This is a genomic window from Xenorhabdus sp. PB62.4, from assembly GCF_014467285.1.
Classification (GTDB): domain Bacteria; phylum Pseudomonadota; class Gammaproteobacteria; order Enterobacterales; family Enterobacteriaceae; genus Xenorhabdus.
In genome coordinates, this window is the sequence record NZ_NKHR01000002.1 from 1 (window position 1) to 17,996 (window position 17,996).

A 17,996-nucleotide genomic window follows, 5' to 3' on the forward strand; every position below is an offset into this window, starting at 1 on the left:
CTGAAAATACACACCTCGTCGGGAAAAGTTTCACGCAACGTATCGAGCGTGAAAATCTTACACTTCGCAACAGAATTAAACGATTGAATCGTAAAACACTCGGCTATTCAAAATCCCCTGAGATGCATGACAAAGTTATCGGGACTTTTATTGAAAGAGAATACTATCTTTAAAGCAGAGCAACGGATTGAATACATGACCGTTTTTACAGGTCTCTGTTTTGGCATTCCTTGCTTTCAAAACGTTGCGTTAAGATTAGGTAATAAGTTTGGATGCCTGAAATCGTTAGCATGGTCTAGTTTTTTGCAAACTATGGCTTATGGCATTATTTTCTTTCTAAATGGCGATCTTTTATTGCAATTTATCTTAATTTTTATCGTGACTTTATTGCTTAGTCTTTCTGAAGCCATTCTCGGTTCGCAAATAGGGGTAGCCATTTTAATGTTTTCCCTTTCCGGTTATGAAGGTCGCTATTCTGCTGTTCTTCAATTTGCTTTTGGCAGCTCCACTGTTATTGCCCCTTGGATGTTCACCCAACTACTCAGTTTTTCCAGCACCACTTTATGGGGAAGTATCATATTATACGTTACCTTAACTGGTATTGGATTTATTATTCTTAATCGATATCATGACAACAGAAATAATATGCTTTAAAAACGTTGAAATTGAGCTTGAAGAGAATTCTCTCTTCAAGCCATGCGTATACTCTAGCTCTAATATACCCAATACATTTCACAAATACATCTCACAAATACATCTCAAATTGCAGTTCAGTCCACAAAGCGAAAATTTGCAAAATGAAGGAAATAGGTTATTGGTTTATATCATGGCAGATAAAACTCACATAATGGCGGTTAGAGACTTTACTAGCCAGTTCAGCCACAATATTACCCAGTAATTTTTCCTGATCCAGAGGACGATAAATAAGTGCATTAACACCTTCAGAAGGAACACCTAGAGCAATCATCTGATCATTCGCTTCAATTTCTACCACTCTTTGTTGTTTTTTATCTCGATCCAATACGATGATATTTTGGCCTGAATAATTACGAATCATATCACGCCATATTATTTCAACCTGATAAGGATCAAGATCCATAATAAGAGGGCAATTCTCCTGAACAGCGCGATTAAATAAATAGCAAGGAAATAGAGGGACGGCACGGTGTAATCCCAATCCAGACGCATGACGGGGATTAATTTCTGTTGCAAAAAATTCACTGCCTGTCCAGATACCATCAAGACTGAACATTCCTCGATAACCGGCTTCTTCTGCAAGTTTCTCTCCCGCCAGACGAGTGCAAGCACGCATATTGTCAGCAAGTTTTCCGGGCTGCCAGCGATTTGATGAACCACAAAACAGAAGCTGATTAGTTGTTTTTTCAAAAACGGTCAATATTTCTATCGGATCAAAAACAGCAACGCCAGTTGGCAAAACCATGGCAAGAATACTACATGGAACTCCTTGTATAAATTCAGCCATACGAAATTTTCTGGTTTGATTACGGAATTTATCCAATACACCAGCAATTTCATCAGGTTCCCTAATCCACACCAAGCCACTTGATCCGGCATTAAATGACTTTGAATTATCAATTGCTAATACAACCCCTTTCCCTTTGTTAAGAAGGTGAAACGCCGCTACTGCATCATTAGGATCAGGATCAATTATTTTGTAAGGAGGCGTATTAATTCCCCATCGACGAAGGCTATCATCAATATAGATTTTATCTTCAAATTTAGCCCATTCAGGTTTTTGCCAACCATAAGTGGTTCTGCCAGCTAATTGAGAAAGTGGTAATCTCACTCCTCCCAAGAAAGTGATATTCTTTTCCGGATCAATTTTGTCCAACCAATGTTTAATACAAATAAACTGGTTTTCCAATATCACTTGTAAGGGTTGTTTATTAATATTAATAATATGCCAACACAATACCCCTTCTGGGCGCCAAGATTCCTCTGATACGGATATTATCGCCTTTATTTTGGCACCACATATTTGCAACTCAAACATCAAGTTTTCCAACGTATCCAAATTATCTGAATAATCAATTAAAAAACCTATTTCACGATTCTGCCAATATTCTTTCAACCTTTTTGTTATTTCCGTAAACCAATTATCTGGTACCCTTTGTGTAATCATGTAATCTCCATCCATAAAGCATGTGTTTTCCACCAAGTATTAATTTCAGTAATAACGCTGGCTGGATCACAATCAACTGGCAGCAAGGCAAAGGCTTTGGCTATATGATCTGAAATGGAGTGAGGGGCCTGGTAATACTGGCCAATACGCGCCATAAGTTGATAATCAATAATACCATGAATAGGACAATTTTCCGGCGCATAGCTAAACACGCCCGCTTTGGGAGGAAACCAGGCAAACCCCGCCATAGCCTGAGGGGAAATACTTTGATAAGTTTCTTGAGAACGCATTCCTGCCTGACCAAGCAATGTTTCTTTGTACAAATTCAAACCAAATGCCATTTCATACACAGGTACATGCCCCGCTCCTCCCGGGCGACACGCAATTTCACACAACACAAGGTGATGTGTTTTTTCACAAAAGAAGGCTTCGGCATGAAATGCAATAGTATCAGGTGTAGGAGGAAGGCTCATAATTACTTTTGACATGAGAGCAGATAATTGCATTGTCAGAGGATTATCCGGTAATAACATCCAACTAAGCAGGGCTGAATTTCCACTGACAGCAGAGAAATTAGCGGTTGTATGTGAAGGCCAGCAATGCAACATTTCACCATTTCTCATAAGACCATCAATAGTAAAGAACTCCCCTTCAATCCACTCTTCAACTATGTAACCTCGTTTTAATGACTCAAAATTGATGTTCTGTAACTGTGCTGCATTGTGAATGATCTGTACTCCTACTGATCCACCACCATCAACAGGCTTAATGACGATCGGAAATCCCCATTCATTGGCAAATTTCTCCACTGATTGCCTGTCAGTAACTTGCAACATTTTAGCAACTGGAATTCCATTCTTGCGTAGTAAGGATTTCATTACCCATTTGTTGCGATAAGCAAGCGCCGACATTTCATTTTGCCCAACTAAGCCCATCTTTTCTCGCACTTGCGCTGCTCGTAACACATCAATCTCTGTTGCCGAAACAATCCGGTCAATTTGTTTTTCTTCAACTAATTTGAGAATTAATTTATCGACCAAAGGTGAGTCATAATCATCAACAGCATAAATTTCTTTAAAATATTTCTGCGCCCTATGAGATGAATTTGTCGATGTTGGTAATAATGCAGATAATAATGCCTTAGGTGTTACAAGAAAAACCTCTATTTCAGTTTCGGCAAACCATGACGCAATTTTTTCCACAATAGGGCGACGATTGAGAACCAGTACTTTCATCATATTTCCCTGCCGTAATTTGATGACATAAGAAATGTTATTCCTATGGCTGTTTAGGTAAACAGGCCAGACGAATACGGAGAAAAGCAATATCAAAACCAGATACAGCGATAATTCGAATACTATGTAAATCACATCCCTGATTTTCACCCAATTTAAATTCAAACTTTATTACATTGTCATTTTTTAATTCTGTTGTTTTCAGATCAGAGACAAAACATTGCCCGGTAGATTTATCATATCCACGAAGTTCCAAATGTACCCTGTGAGTAATAAGATGAACGGAATGAGGAATATGTAGCCGTATTTTTGCAGTTATACTTTCCCCCTGCCGAGCAATTAATGTTTCCGTCTGATTTTCCAGGCGGATACCTCCACAACGGTAGGCTGAAAGCGGGCCACAGACTCGACACATTTGGGTTTCGCTACATCCCGTGATTATCCCCTCGTTGCCAAATAAAGAGGTTTCCATCAATGTTCCGCATCGTTGGCATGGCTCAGCTGTTTTTAACGTACTAAGCAATTGATCATAATGCAGCAAATCAAAGGCATCAAAACTTGCACGACTTTCATGCAATAACGACACCATTATTTTTTCCCATTGAGCAATTAGCAGCTGAATAAGCGCCTTATTCCGCAAAAGTTCTTTGTTATTTTCCAGAGAATAAGAAGCTTCATATTTTTTTAGTGAAAAAAGAGCCAGCCGTTCAATATCCATAAGCTTTGTACGCAAACCAGATAACTGCTCAGCCACCGTATCTCCTAACCACGCATCAATAGAACGCAGCAACCGATGCCCGTGAATACTCTCTTCCAATACCGTCTTAATCCATGCAATGGCCTTGGAAACTGATTCCGATTCGCCATTATCATGTTGAACTGTCGGCAAAGATTGTTTTTCATCCTGCATCGACAATTGCAATGTTGGATCACCAAGCAACGCGAACGTGAAAGGCTGTCCAAGTGCAGCACAAGTGTCATTCAATCCTGCTGCGATTTGCCCAAGAGGCACCTTTTCTTTCGCCATTTTTCTCAATAGTGTCAGAAGGTAATCCGGGGCAATCAGTGGGCGGATAGGTGCTAAAACAGCAGCAGGCCACCCTTCCGTCAATGCCAAAGTCATTGATACCGGAGAGGGATAAAGTTCCTCTGCAATATTAAAGCCATTGCAACATATATAATTGATGGCATAAGCACGAATATCCAGTCCATAAAATACGCGAGTCTTTCCATGTGCACGCTTACATCGTCGGGTGATGCCTGAACACCCACATTCAGGTATCAGAGGAAATTCGGTTTCTTCCAACAACCCGCAAACCGTCAATAAAGGCAATTTAGCATGACTTCCCTCACCATGACTTCTGATCGTTTTCAGCATGGCAGGTTGTGAAAGCAAAACAGCTAACTGCTCTGGATCACTTTCATTACTTGCATATTTATGTTTTGGTGCATCAATCAGAAATTCATTTTGCTCTGAAAGTGAAGGAATTAATAATGATTTGGCAACCAAATAACTGAGGCTGGAAAGCGTCCTTCCACACAAAAAACCGATAGTTTTACCAGCTTCAGCAGCCATTTCCAGCATACTGGCAACAAAACCTACTTTCAGTTCATGTGCCATTGCTATGATCAGAATGCTTTTTTCTTTCACTTCCTGCATCAACAATTTGATGCTATCAATGTCGTTGATTGGAATAACGCGATATTCCATGACCTTTGCATATAACAAAGCCATCGGCCAAGTATTTTCATCCATGTTGAATATCGCAACATCCTTGTTGTAACTTGTACGCAATTTCTCCGTATACATTTCCTCTATTACTTGGCGCCAGCGATTTTCTTGTGTGGCATTTTCTGGACGAATAATAGGAATTCCTGATCCAGAATCAACCACATCATTATATTCAGAAAGTGTCTTCAACCAATTTATCATGTGACTATTCCACGAAGAAAATATGACAGAGGAAAATTAGGTTGCAGGTGTATCCCAAAACCATACTTGCAAAACTTTTCTAACTGCCTGCATGTTCTTAGGAATAGGCGTAACTGCATGCCAAGCTGAATCAGTTCTACGAATGATCGCTGAAGTATTTTTTTTCGGTGCAATTTCAACTACAACATCCAATGGATCAGCAGAACGCAGTAATTGCAAACAGCCTCCCATTTCAGGTACCCAATCATCAGTCAGATACATTAGATGGGTCACTATTTTATGGGGTTTATCCACATGGGGCTGAAAGAAAGAACCTGGGCCAAACTCCCAAAAATGTGCCTGAAATTGCAATTTTCTGACATTATATTCGCTGACATCACTGATACATTCGAGATAATCATCGGATAAGAGATCCTTTGCTACCGCCAACCAAATATCAGCAAGCTCATCAGAGGCGTAAGGCTCTTTTTCACCTAACTCCAGAAGAGGGCGAGTTTTAACATTATGTTGATACCATTCTGGTGATCCTGTCTTGCCAAGAGCTTCTGCGAGTTTACGTTGGGAATGATAAGTCCAGTGACTTACCGGAAAAACATCAGCAGTAATTGTTTCCTTAAACGTATTATCACATGTTGCCCACGGTGAAGGATAATGATCGAGTTTCATACTCCGTAGTGCATCTAAATTCAGGACTTCAGCCATTTTATACATCTCCAATAAATGATGGATTAATTTTTGGGTACATATTCAATCCAGCGCCAAACGTCTCCCAAAAACATAATCAATTGTTTTTTGCTGAAGCAATGATGGATTAAGATCAATCAGGGAAAGTAATTGGTTAGGATTACTGATGCCAACCAGAACAGAAACCATCCCTTCACTTGCCAATATCACTTCCAGCGCCAAGAGAGACGGAGAACGATTTAATTGTTTTGCAGCATGCATCAATCGGTTGATTGCATTTTTTGTACGTATATTGCGATAACCAAGCCCCTTATAGCCCGACAAAGGATGCGTTTGAGGAACATCTAACACTGAACGGTAACGCCCTCCCAAAAGCCCACGAGCCAGAGGAAGAGCCGCCAGTGCGCCGAGCTGAAATGCCTTGAGGGAAGGTTGTATTTCTTTATAGCTCTGGTAATTCAATATATTCACGGGGTTCTGTATGCTGGCGGGTGGCTCTCCTGCCATCGCCTGAGCGATACGACAGTAATGTTCTATTTCTGATGATTTAACGTTGCAGATACCATAACAACGGATTTTTCCTGCTTTTACCCATGATTGCAGAGTAGAGATAGTTTCTTCGACAGGAGTTAATGGATCAGGTGCATGTAACTGATATAAGTCGATATAATCCGTTTTCAAACGTTTAAGGCTGTTGTGCAAACACCAAGTCATTGCTTCTCGACTCGCACCTTTGGCGACTTCATCATGACCAAACTTTGTCGCAATCACAACATCATGCCGATGCCCATATAACGCATCACCTAGTGCGCTTTCACTCTCACCTTTTCCATAAGTATCTGCTGTATCGAAGAAATTAACCCCCACATCCAATGCCGTAGAAACAATGCGCATGACATCCTTTCTATGGACACTTATACCAAAATGGCTTCCCCCAACAGCCAAACGAGATACCCGTAAGCCAATGGTCTTCAAGAAATGGGAACTAGAGCCAATCATTACCAACTAACTCTCATCTGTTGGACATGCCTATCCGCCAATCCTTCATTGATTAAAGCGTCTATATTTCCTTCAGAAAGTGCGCGATATTGTGCCTCGGTCAGCTGGTATTCTTGCATCACTTGTTCAGGTTCATTTTCCCAACGAGCTTGCACTTCAGGTTTGGAAATTAAATCATCCAGAAGATCATTAACATCTTTCATTTTATTTGTCATAGTTAACTTTCTCTATAAATAGAAAAGGGGTTTACACTTCCAGTTATTATTTATACCCTTCGTCTTTCAAGTTGCCTCTTTGTTGGCTGCGCTCACTCACCCCAGTCACATAGTTATCTATGCTCCCGGGGATTCGCTCCCTTGCCGCCGTGACGCACCTTGAAATCCATTGGGTATATCACCTATAAATAATAAACAACCGGACTTTATTAATAAGGGAAAAATAAAAAAGGAATAACCTAATATGATATTTATTCACTTTAGTAATTTAACTTGGAAATTTTAAAAATATATTTATATTAACAATGACGTCTAATTCTATAAAAATCAATTAGATTTTTTTGATGGTAATTAACCAGGGGTTTAATAGGATAAAATAGGCTCTTAAAAATAACACTCCTGTTTGTTTTTGCAATAAGAAAACAAACAGGATATGAATAGATCAACACAGTAATCAAAAATAATAGTCAAATATTATTACAATAATCCCTTACTTTGAAATATGCGTTGATAAATCTCATGCACAATTTTCTCTTTTTTCTTATTGTAATCCATTACCTGATTGACATTATTTTTAGCAGTTATCTTCGCAACCATATATCGCTCACAATCTTCAGGGTGTTCTCTAAGCCAATCACGAAACCAAATATGCCGAATATATTCAGGACAATCAGGGCCAAAGACATGGAGATTGGTGCGAGGCTTCGCCAAACGAAGGCATCGGTGCTGATAAAAGCTCGGTTCGCGAACCGTTAAATCATAACCAAGCCGTTCCAATGCAGGAACATATTTTTCTTCTTGAGCCGGATCTTCCACAATTAGATCAATATCAATAATCGGCTTAGCAGCAAGCCCTGGAACCGCCGTTGACCCAACATGCTCAATATTCAGAGCAATATTTCCAAGCGCTTGTTTGATAGATAAAGAAAGCTGTTTCCATGTGGTTATCCATTCAGGATTGTATTCCACAACATCAATCACCTCTTCAGCAGGTTTACCATGCACCCAAGGATTTTCATTAGGATCTGGTTCAGGAAAAAAGATAATATCTTTAGTATTTATCATTAATTCACTCCTTATTTTTCTACCTATATTTGATACATTAAATCGGGATAAATGAGGACGTATTAAATAACTACCCAGAAGAATTCATCTCAACTGAGGAAGCCATATTATTATATGGCTTCCTGTAATAATAGAAACATCACCCAACGATGGAGTTATTCTTGCAATATCGCTTGTGACGGTGTTTGTAGCTGTTCAGTAACCGGAGCATCCTGCCCAAAACCACGCAACCCAACAACATGTACATGCTCCTGATTATTGAAGATCTTACGTACCAGTTTATAGGTTGTCCCTTTTTCTGGGCTGATGTTTTCCGGGGCGGCAATAATTAACTGCATCTGCAAGCGTTCACACAGTTCAAACAGCGTCGCGATTGATTTCGCATCCAAACGTGCGGCTTCATCAAGGAATAACAAACGGCATGGTGAAATATCTTTACCACGTAAACGACACGATTCTTCTTCCCAGCTCTGTACAACCATAACCAGAATAGACATCCCCGTACCGATAGCTTCACCGGTAGAGAGTGCGCCACTTTCCGCTTTTAACCAACCATCCGAACCACGATTAACTTCAACGTCCAGTTCGAGGTAATTACGGTAATCCAGCAATTCTTCACCAATTGTTTGAGGCAGGCGCTGTCCCATATCAAGCTGCGGGTTCAAACGCTGATAGAGCTTCGCCATCGCTTCTGAGAAGGTCAGACGCTGGCTGTTGAACAGATCCTGATGTTGCTCCTGTTGCTCAGACAGAATATCCAACAAGAGAGAATGACTTTCACGTACATTCACATTCAGACGCACGCCGCCAACCTGCCCGAAGGAAACAGCCTGCAACCCTTGGTTCAGCATGCGAATACGGTTTTGTTCACGTTGGATAGTCTTACGAATGATATTAGCCACACTCTTAGAGCTAATCGCCAGTTTCTGCTCACGAGCGGTCAACTCTTCGGTCAGACGTGCCAGCTCAATTTCCATCTGTTCAATGGCATCAACCGGATCGTCTGTCCGAATAATATCCTGACGGATGCGCTCGCGCAGATGTTGGTAAACAGCAACAAAGAATTGAATCTTACGCTCAGGACGTTTCGGATCCTCAGACAAACGCAACGCATCGCGCAAATGTTCATTATCCGCTACCGCCAGACGCAATGCTCCCAATGCCTTATCCGACATCGAACGTAAATCATCACCATCTATATAGGCCAATTCACGGCGATGTAAACGACGCTCAACCCCATTGTCTTTCACCATGCGCATTACAGCACACCAGCCTGCTTTCGAAGAAACCACCTGTTCACGCTTCTGGTAATAATCACGCTCAGATTTGCGCAGTTTCTTCTGGAGGTTGTCCATTTCCGCTTCACAGAATGCGATTTGTTTCTCAAGCTGGTTGATGCGGGAACGGTTGGTACTCACGGCAGCATGGAGCTGGTCACGACGTTCACGAGCGCGACTTTCTGCGTTAGCATCGGCCTGAACACCAATATCCTTCAGCTCTTGCTCAAGTTCTTTCAGCATATTCTGCTTAGTGTCATAAGAACTTTTCAGAGATGCCAATACTTGGTTGAACTGAGCACATTGTGATTGCTGCTGACGCAATTGTTCACGCGCACGGCTGCGATCAGATTCTGCATGTTCAAGACGCTGGCGCAGCTTGTCGTTCAAGTCGGAATTTTCACTGAGCATTCCGGCAGAATCACTGTAACTGAAATGCGCACGACGCTGGACGATTTCTGTCAGGGCAAAGGCTTGCTGCTTGGCCTTATTTTGGCTGTGTTTTGCTGTCTCATAGTCTTTCTGCAACTGTTCATGTTGCTGTGGATCGCTTTGCAAAACAGAAACCAGCGGCTCAAGCTTAGTCAGGGTGTTGCCATGCTGTTGCAGGAACCGTGCTGCATCCTGTGCTTCACCCATCTCTTCACGAACTGTTTCCACGCGATCAATCAGCGTTTCATCCAGCAAGATCGTGGTTTGTGGAATCAAGCGATTCAATACTGACAAGCTTTCTTTTACTTGAGTCAGTTTCTGGTGGTGCTGCTGAGTTTGAGCTTCAAATTGGGATAACTCACGCTCCAGTTCAATACGGCGCTGATTCAGGCTGCGAATTTCTGCTTCTGGATCATCATCAAACGCAACAGAAAGGTGTTTGCCCACAAAACGGCTGAACGCCTGGTGTGCACGCTGAATTTTCTGAACATCAAATGAGAGTGTCGCATAGCGCTCTGCCAGTGTATCGCGCTCAAGGCTGAGGGCTTCCAGACGATTTTCTCTTGCTGCCCGTCCAAACAACGGAACTTCAGGATAACGTGAGTAACGCCACTGACGTTCAGATGATTTCACCAGAACCGCATTTTTCTGCTCTTCGAAATGGAATACGCTGTCATCGAAAGATTGCGGATCTCCCTCGATCAAATAGAGATCTTCCGGGCAATCTTCCAATGCTTCCAGATGTGGGCGAACTAATGAAAGATCAGGCACGACGATCGCATGACGTGCCGGACCATACAGTGCAGAGAAATAAGGCGCATCATCAATGGTAATGTCATCATAAATTTCTGATAACAAAACACCACCGAAACGCTCCGCCAATGCAAGCAACCGCCCATCTTCTGCGCCACTTGGCTGGTTCAAGCGCTCAATTTGTTTTTCAAGTTCACGTTTCTGTGCCGCTACATCGTCACGTTCAACAGTGATTTCACGCTCTTGTTCCAGCAATTGCTGCATGTATTCAGTAACTTCGTGCCCGCTTTCAAGCGTCTCATTACTCTGTTCACACAATTGATTCAGGGCTTCCTGTGCCGCAAGCCATACTGGTGCGCGCGCAGTTAATCCTTGGATCTTCTGCTTGAGTTGTTCAAACTCCTGGCGCATCTGTATACGACGTTCACCACTTTCACTGGCATTCAGGCTCAGTTCTTCCGACTGTGCTTCTAATTCACCCTGTAAAGCTTCTAAATCTTCCGCTTGATATTGTTGGTTATGACGCTTACAGAACTCTTCCAACAAACGTTCTGCATTTTTCTGACTGTTCAGGCGCTGTTCCAATTCAGCCAACTGGATACGTAAAGGCTGAACACGCTCAGCCAAATGGCGTTGGGATGGCCATTCACGTAATAATTCACGGGCAGTTTGCCATGCTTCACTGCGGCTCACTTCACCAACAATGTTTTTCACCAGTTGATAAGCTTGCTCGAACTGACTATGCGCCGCATCTGCGACATTCAGTTTCTGTTCCAGTGCCAGCAAAGTTTCCGTCGCCTGTTGCACTGCGGCCTGATAGGTTTCCTGCCACTCATCAGCATTGTCTATTGACAGCTCAGGAAGCTGGCAAAGTTCACGGGCACGCTCTAATGCTTGTAGTGCCTGCTGATATTGAATCGCACGGGTTTGTTGAACATCCAAAGCCTGCTGGTAATCAGCGAGCTGGCTTTTCAATTCATCAACTTCCTGTTCAGCCGCTTCAGAAACAGCTTCATATTCTGCCTGTAGCTCTTTCGCTTCTTCTACGACTTCACTCTGTTCTTCCAGCCGATAAGTCAATTCTTCAATATCTGATTGATAGCGATCGATTTTCTCCTGCTGACGCATTGCAGTCTGGACCAAATTCAGATGATCGCTGGCAGCCTGATAATCCATTTCTAAATCAGAAGATGCGTCGCTTTGTTCCGTCAACTCCCGTGCCATTTCGACATGACGATATTGTTCAGCAATTAACTGACGGCGGCTGCCAAATAATTCACTGCGCAAGGCCAACGCTTCATCCAAATGAACACGACGTTCATTAGCATGACGCATATAATCCGCAGAAACATAAGTCGTTGCTTCTGTAATGAGATGCTTGAATAGATCGCGATCAGATTGAGTTACGCGGATGGCTTCCAGTGTGATACGGTTTTCACGCAACGCGGCTTCCATATCCTGAAACGCTTTTCTGACTCCACTGTTTTCCGGCAATAAATAATCACGCAATGAACGTGTAATGGCGCTGGAAATACCACCATACAGTGATGCTTCTATCAGGCGATAAAACTTGCTGCGATCTCCCGCCGAACGCAGACGTTTTGGAATTACCCCCAAATCAAACATCAGGGAGTGGTAATCCGTAATCGAATTAAACTGTTTGAATTGAACGCCTTCCATCTCATCAAGGCGCTCTTTCAGTTCATTTAATGGCAGAACTCTTGCCTGACGTTCGTTAATATTTTCAGTCAAAAGCTGTGTTGGCTGAACAGATGCAGGAACGCCCTGAATCATAAATGGCTTGATATCCACTTTACGATCACGTCCGGCAACTTGCTGTAGACGAACCCCGGTAATGATCCTTTGATGACGGGAGTTAACAACATCCAGCGTGGAATAACAGACACCAGCGCGCAGTTTACCGTGCAAGCCTTTGTCACGTGAACCACTGGTTGCCCCTGCCTCAGTGGTATTGCGGAAGTGGAGTAACGTTAAATCCGGGATCAAAGCGGTTACAAATGCCGCCATCGTCGTGGATTTACCCGCGCCATTACCACCGGATAAAGTCGTCACAAGCTCGTCAAGATCAAACGTTCTGGCAAAAAAGCCGTTCCAGTTAACTAACGTCAGAGAGCGAAATTTACCGCGTTCAATCATGACTGTTCATCCTCCGCACCTTCTGCTGAATGCTCTGATGCTTCTTCATGTTCATTATCTTCCTGCGATGATTCCTTTTCGATCGGCATAGCTTCACCATCACGGATCATCCGCAATTGAGCCTCGCGTGGGTCATCACCGCTGCGTACATCTGCACCGAAGCGGAATACGGCTTCGGTAATCGTAAATTTATTGCTGTCATTTTGCAGGAAATAAACCATTCCCAAACGGCGTAGGCGGTTTAGGGAAGTGCGTACTTTTTCCTGTAATTTCTGCTTATCCAGATCGGAACCTGTCGAACGTTGGTTCACTAATTTAATCAGCTTATTTTCATCAGCCAATGACAGCAGCTCTTCATACAATTCTTGAGAAGTAAATATCCCCTGATTGGACAGACGCTCCGGGCTAAGATAGAGATAACACAAGAGCTTACCTACCATCATGTCCAATTCAGATAAGACAGATCGCGGGATCAACGTCGTTGAACGGGGACGCAGGTAGAAAAAACCTTCTGGGGCACGGATTAACTCGACGTTATAACGCGCATAAAACATTTCCAACGCTTCCTGAAAATCCATCAGAAAAGCATGATTATCAAGATCATCCATGCTGATATGACGCCCTGCACGAAGCTGGCTGTCTAATTCCGGAAAAAGGACGTTGGATAATGCCTGAACCAGTTTAACTGGCATAAATTGTTCAATATGTGTCGATGACATGTGCCTGCACCTTGGCTCCGTAATCATTAATCGCTAACCATTCCGCTGGCAATCCAGAGAAATCCGCTTCCGCAACGCCCAACCTTACTGCCTGATCCACCAGAATACGCGCTACATCAAAGTGGCGTTTACGTGGATATTCAGCAAGGTAGTCGCGCAGGATGGCTCCTAAATCCAGAGGGAGTTTTGCCTGTTGGTAGACCGCCAGCGCCTGTTCAACCATTTCAGCCAATTGTTCGTTGATTTCACTGAACTCTTCGTATTCCATTTCTGGCGGTAATTCTCCCATTACCTCTTCATTGCGCAGAGTCAGTTCTTCATCACGCATATCCAGAAAACGTTCTGCGTTGGCGATAGTCAACGCCCACGGGCTGTCAAAATAGTGTTGTATGGATTGACGGAGGCGCTGGGCAAAAATGCGGTTTTTATCCATATCAATAGCGGTTCGGATAAATTTATGAACATGGCGATCATAACCTATCCACAAGTCGATGGCCTGCTGCCCCCAACTGATAATGCGATCCAGCTTGCTTTGGAGATCAAAAACCAGTCTATCAACCAGTTCAGAGCCATCACTATCCATATTAGCCGCCTGAATGCGCAATAGATTCGCCTGCAATTTGTCACCCGCTGCTTCCAATGTGTCCTGAAGCTCCCGCAATGTGCCGGAAGTTTCAGACAGCAACTGTTCACAATTGGCAATGGCCGCCTGCCAATCCTGATTAAGTAGCGCGGCGATATCAGTTTTTACGCTGTTTTGCTGTTCATCCATCAAGCGCTGGGACATATCAATGCTGTCAAAAATTTCAGCCACTGAATATTTGAGAGGCGCGAAGACATTGCGATGCCAATGGAATTCATCACCACCTTCCTCGGCTGCCTCAGCCGCCCGATGCAATTCGTTGGCAACGATGGATAGCTGCATGGAGAGGCGCAACGTGGAAAATTCACGCTGGCGAATATAGTAATCACTAATGCCTATCCCCAACGGGGTTAAACGATAGATAGCATTGCCATCAGCCTGTTCACTGGTAAAACGGTTAAGTAGCTTCTGACGAACCATATCGTTAATGGCATTATTCGCCCTGACGGATACTGCTTCAGAAGTCTGCTCAAAACCTTTACATACTTCGCGGAAAGCATCCACCAGCTCTCCTTCACTCATTTCACCATCGAGCCGTTCACTGTTCAATACGGCTATTGCCAGTAAAAAAGCCAATCGTTCTGGTGGCAACGAAATTGAAAAGTCATTTTTTCTGGCCCAGGACACAAGTTCAGGAACAGTCTGGGAATATTCACTCATAATTCGCTCTTTAAGGTAGGCTTGCGTGCCATCACATGAATGTAACGCCCCAGGCTGATATAGGGCTCTTGTCTGCAATAACGTTGTTCAAGTTCAAGCAACGCCGGAAAATCTGCGTTTTGTAATTGGCGACTTTGCAGGTAATCGTGAAAAACCCTTACGCCAGTTTTACCGGTTATTTCCATCTTGAGCTCAGTCAACCATTGATATACCTGTTCTGGCACTAATGGATTCTGCGGAGATAGAGAACGTTTTCGACGACGTTGAATATTGGGGGTCGCCAAATGGAAATTACCTAAGATGGCATTACGCATAACCAACCCATTAGCATTATAAAACATTAATGAGAGAGCACCACCGGGCGTTATTATATCTCCCAACGTTTCTATTGCCTCTTTTTGGTCAGTCATCCACTCCAATACAGCATGAAATAGAATCAGATCAACCGGCTGTTCAATATATTGGTGAATTTCCTGTACTGAGCTTTGGATAAATTGCATTTGATGGAGAACACCCCGCTCTTCCGCGTTGTGTTTCGCGCGCTGGATCATCTCTTCGGATAAGTCACAAAGTATGACCTGATGACCTAGTTCAGCCAATTGACAAGCCATATTCCCTTCACCGCCCCCTGCATCCAAAATGCGTAAAGGGCGTTGAGGTAGATGGTTCAGCAATTCGTTAATATCCTGCCAGACAACGGCCTGCCTGATTTTACCTTTGGTTGTGCCGTAAATATTACGCGAAAATTTGTCTGCAATATCATCGAAATTGCGATCCCGCATGAAAAACTGCCCCACTTATAAGCTAAGTTTAATTTATCTATTGAGTAGTTATGCTATCTACTGCTATTTTTGCTACTGTTATTTTGGCACAGTAATCATTTAATTAACTACTTTTAGCCTTAAATTCGCCCCTGCACGACTATAATTTAACCAAACAAAGGCCCGTCAATGCTATTCCTGCTAAAAAAATATATCGGCTCACTGCTAATGCCTTTGCCGCTGATTATTATCGCCTCTTTCATCGCATTGCTATTACTGTGGTTCACCCGTTGGCAAAAAACAGGAAAAACTATTTTATCACTGAGTTGGCTTACATTACTTTTATTTAGTTTACAGCCTATTGCCGACAAACTCTTACTTCCTATTGAAGGGAAATATGTTCAACGCTATGAGCCTAAAACCACATCTGACACTATAGCTGACGCTACATCTATTGCCCCCGTAAAATATATTGTCGTTCTCGGCGGCGGCTTTACTTATAACCCTAAGTGGGCACCCAGTGCTAACCTTATCAGCAACAGCTTACCCAGAGTCACTGAAGGCATTCGGTTATACCATCTTAATCCTGGTGCTAAAATGATTTTCACAGGCGGTAAAGGCGTAAATTCAATTAGCAGTGCAGAAGTTGCTGCTATGGTAGCACAATCTATGGGTATTCCTGTAGAAGACACCATAACATTGAAAAAACCTTTAGATACAGAAGAAGAAGCTGCTGAGGTAGAAAAAGTTGTCGGGAAGCAATCTTTTATTCTTGTCACATCTGCCAATCATATGGAAAGGTCAATGAAATTCTTTGAACAACGTGGCCTACACCCCATCGCAGCTCCGGCCAATCAATTGGCTGTCACAACACCACTCTATCCGTGGGAAAAATATATCCCTTCTTCCTATTATTTCTCACACACAGAACGAGCTTGGTATGAAACATTAGGGCGTATCTGGCAAGCAATCAAGCTTTCCAGTACAGATAAAGAAAGCGAGAAACCAGAGATGGCAGTAAAGCTATCGAAGGTGCTTGGTAGCACTCCTCAGATGTGGTTAAGGTCACAAGAAACATACGGCCTTGATAAAGCAGAGCAAGATGTTGACACTTCAACATTAACTCCTCTATATAAGCCTGCTCATTCAGTTTAATGGCACTCAATCCAATTAGGCGATTTAAATCGCCTAATTGCGTTTCTTGTGCTCTGAATGACTTATGATATTCCACCATAGTCAAAATTTTCTCTATCAAAATGCTGCAAAAACTTTTCTAACTGCTTCCAGATCTTCTGGGGTATCCACACCAGCGCCCGGTGCTTGCAGTGCTTTTGCTACATGGATTTTTTCACCATACCAAAGCACCCGTAATTGTTCGAGCATCTCGATATTTTCCAATGGACTTGGAGTCCATTGGACATAACGCCGGATAAACCCTGCCCGATACGCATAAATTCCGATATGGCGCAGGAAATTATCTCCGATAGCCTCTTTTGATTGCATAAAGCGGTCACGTTCCCATGGAATGGTAGCGCGAGAAAAGTAGAGCGCATAACCTTTAGCATCCATAACAACTTTAACGACATTGGGATTGAATGCTTCTTCTGCATCTTTAATTTGCACAGCAAGTGTTGCCATTCCAGCATCACTACCTGCCAAATTATCAGCCACTTGCTTAATGATTTGTTCTGGAATAAGGGGTTCATCCCCCTGCACATTCACAATGATTTCATCATCAGCAAATTGATATTTCTCGATAACTTCAGCCAAGCGTTCTGTGCCTGAATGATGGTTTTCGCTTGTCATACAGGCTTCACCGTCCGCGGCAATCACTGCATCAAAAACGTTTTGATTATCTGTTGCCACAATAACCCGAGCAGCACCAGAACGGGCTGCCCGTTCCATAACACGTACAATCATGGGCTTGCCGTGAATATCGGCCAGTGGTTTTCCGGGCAAGCGCGTTGAAGAAAAACGAGCTGGAATGATAACGGTAAACATAGGTTACTTGTTTTCCTCTGTAGGCAACACTCGTGCTTCATGCTCTAGCAACACAGGAATACCATCACGGACAGGAAATGCGAGGCGGTTAAATTTGCAAATCAGTTCAAAGTTTTCTTTATCGTAACTGAGCTTGCCATGACATACCGGACAAGCAATGATTTCGAGTAAACGGTGATCCATATATCCCCCAAATGACGGGCCTTAAATTTAATGCGGCTCAGAATACCACAAGCGATGTCTCACCGTTAACTCTGTTATTTTGTTAGATATTGTTTTGTTAAATATGGCTGTTTGTGTAATTGCCTTGCCATGGTTT

15 protein-coding genes and 1 pseudogene are annotated in these 17,996 nt (G+C 42.9%); 3 read left to right on the plus strand and 13 right to left on the minus strand.

The genetic code is table 11. The features are described 5' to 3' along the window. The coding region (locus Xenpb_RS01880; protein ID WP_222942853.1) for an IS1 family transposase at positions 1–173 on the plus strand (173 nt) is incomplete at its 5' end. Continuing rightward, positions 151–654: a hypothetical protein gene (locus Xenpb_RS01885; RefSeq protein WP_222942844.1), complete on the plus strand. Its 504-nt coding sequence runs from the start codon at positions 151–153 to the stop codon at positions 652–654. The genes Xenpb_RS01880 and Xenpb_RS01885, both read left to right, overlap by 23 nt. 157 nt (positions 655–811) lie before the next feature. Here Xenpb_RS01885 and Xenpb_RS01890 read toward each other — a convergent pair whose 3' ends face one another. From Xenpb_RS01890 to cmoM, 11 genes are all read right to left on the minus strand, one after another. Continuing rightward, positions 812–2,143: a hypothetical protein gene (locus Xenpb_RS01890; RefSeq protein WP_187652851.1), complete on the minus strand. Its 1,332-nt coding sequence runs from the start codon at positions 2,141–2,143 to the stop codon at positions 812–814. After that, entirely contained in the window at positions 2,140–3,381 is a 1,242-nt protein-coding gene (locus tag Xenpb_RS01895; protein ID WP_187652852.1) for an acetyl-CoA carboxylase biotin carboxylase subunit family protein, read from the minus strand. The genes Xenpb_RS01890 and Xenpb_RS01895 overlap by 4 nt, the downstream gene beginning before the upstream one ends. Before the next feature lie 40 nt (positions 3,382–3,421). After that, positions 3,422–5,311 (minus strand): hypothetical protein, encoded by a 1,890-nt coding sequence (locus Xenpb_RS01900; RefSeq protein WP_187652853.1) that lies wholly within the window; start codon positions 5,309–5,311, stop codon positions 3,422–3,424. A 36-nt stretch (positions 5,312–5,347) separates the two neighbouring features. Beyond that, positions 5,348–6,013: a 2OG-Fe(II) oxygenase gene (locus tag Xenpb_RS01905; RefSeq protein ID WP_187652854.1), complete on the minus strand. Its 666-nt coding sequence runs from the start codon at positions 6,011–6,013 to the stop codon at positions 5,348–5,350. A gap of 45 nt (positions 6,014–6,058) precedes the next feature. After that, positions 6,059–6,994: an aldo/keto reductase gene (locus tag Xenpb_RS01910; RefSeq protein WP_187652855.1), complete on the minus strand. Its 936-nt coding sequence runs from the start codon at positions 6,992–6,994 to the stop codon at positions 6,059–6,061. Then, entirely contained in the window at positions 6,994–7,209 is a 216-nt protein-coding gene (locus tag Xenpb_RS01915) for a hypothetical protein (protein WP_187652856.1), read from the minus strand. The genes Xenpb_RS01910 and Xenpb_RS01915 overlap by 1 nt, the downstream gene beginning before the upstream one ends. 477 nt (positions 7,210–7,686) lie before the next feature. Continuing rightward, complete coding sequence (locus Xenpb_RS01920; protein WP_187652857.1) at positions 7,687–8,274, minus strand: GrpB family protein; 588 nt, start codon at positions 8,272–8,274, stop codon at positions 7,687–7,689. Between the two features lie 155 nt (positions 8,275–8,429). After that, positions 8,430–12,893, minus strand: coding sequence for a chromosome partition protein MukB (gene mukB / locus Xenpb_RS01925; protein ID WP_187652858.1), 4,464 nt, complete (start codon positions 12,891–12,893; stop codon positions 8,430–8,432). Next, on the minus strand, positions 12,890–13,612 hold the full coding sequence (mukE, locus tag Xenpb_RS01930; protein ID WP_187652859.1) for a chromosome partition protein MukE: 723 nt from the start codon (positions 13,610–13,612) through the stop codon (positions 12,890–12,892). The genes mukB and mukE overlap by 4 nt, the downstream gene beginning before the upstream one ends. Then, on the minus strand, positions 13,593–14,915 hold the full coding sequence (gene mukF / locus Xenpb_RS01935) for a chromosome partition protein MukF (protein WP_187652860.1): 1,323 nt from the start codon (positions 14,913–14,915) through the stop codon (positions 13,593–13,595). Before mukF ends, mukE begins: the two co-directional genes overlap by 20 nt. Further along, entirely contained in the window at positions 14,912–15,697 is a 786-nt protein-coding gene (gene cmoM, locus Xenpb_RS01940; protein ID WP_187652861.1) for a tRNA uridine 5-oxyacetic acid(34) methyltransferase CmoM, read from the minus strand. The genes mukF and cmoM overlap by 4 nt, the downstream gene beginning before the upstream one ends. A 168-nt stretch (positions 15,698–15,865) precedes the next feature. Between cmoM and elyC the strand changes: the two are divergent. Further along, positions 15,866–16,663, plus strand: a pseudogene (elyC, locus tag Xenpb_RS01945) (envelope biogenesis factor ElyC); the annotation flags it as partial. Between the two features lie 264 nt (positions 16,664–16,927). Here the strand turns inward: elyC and kdsB are convergent. Together kdsB and Xenpb_RS01955 are read right to left on the minus strand one after the other, a co-directional pair. Continuing rightward, positions 16,928–17,677, minus strand: coding sequence for a 3-deoxy-manno-octulosonate cytidylyltransferase (kdsB, locus tag Xenpb_RS01950; RefSeq protein WP_187652863.1), 750 nt, complete (start codon positions 17,675–17,677; stop codon positions 16,928–16,930). A gap of 3 nt (positions 17,678–17,680) precedes the next feature. Continuing rightward, the gene (locus Xenpb_RS01955) at positions 17,681–17,860 is read right to left on the minus strand and encodes a Trm112 family protein (protein WP_047961966.1); all 180 of its coding nucleotides are present in this window, start codon (positions 17,858–17,860) and stop codon (positions 17,681–17,683) included. Positions 17,861–17,996: the final 136 nt, after the last annotated feature.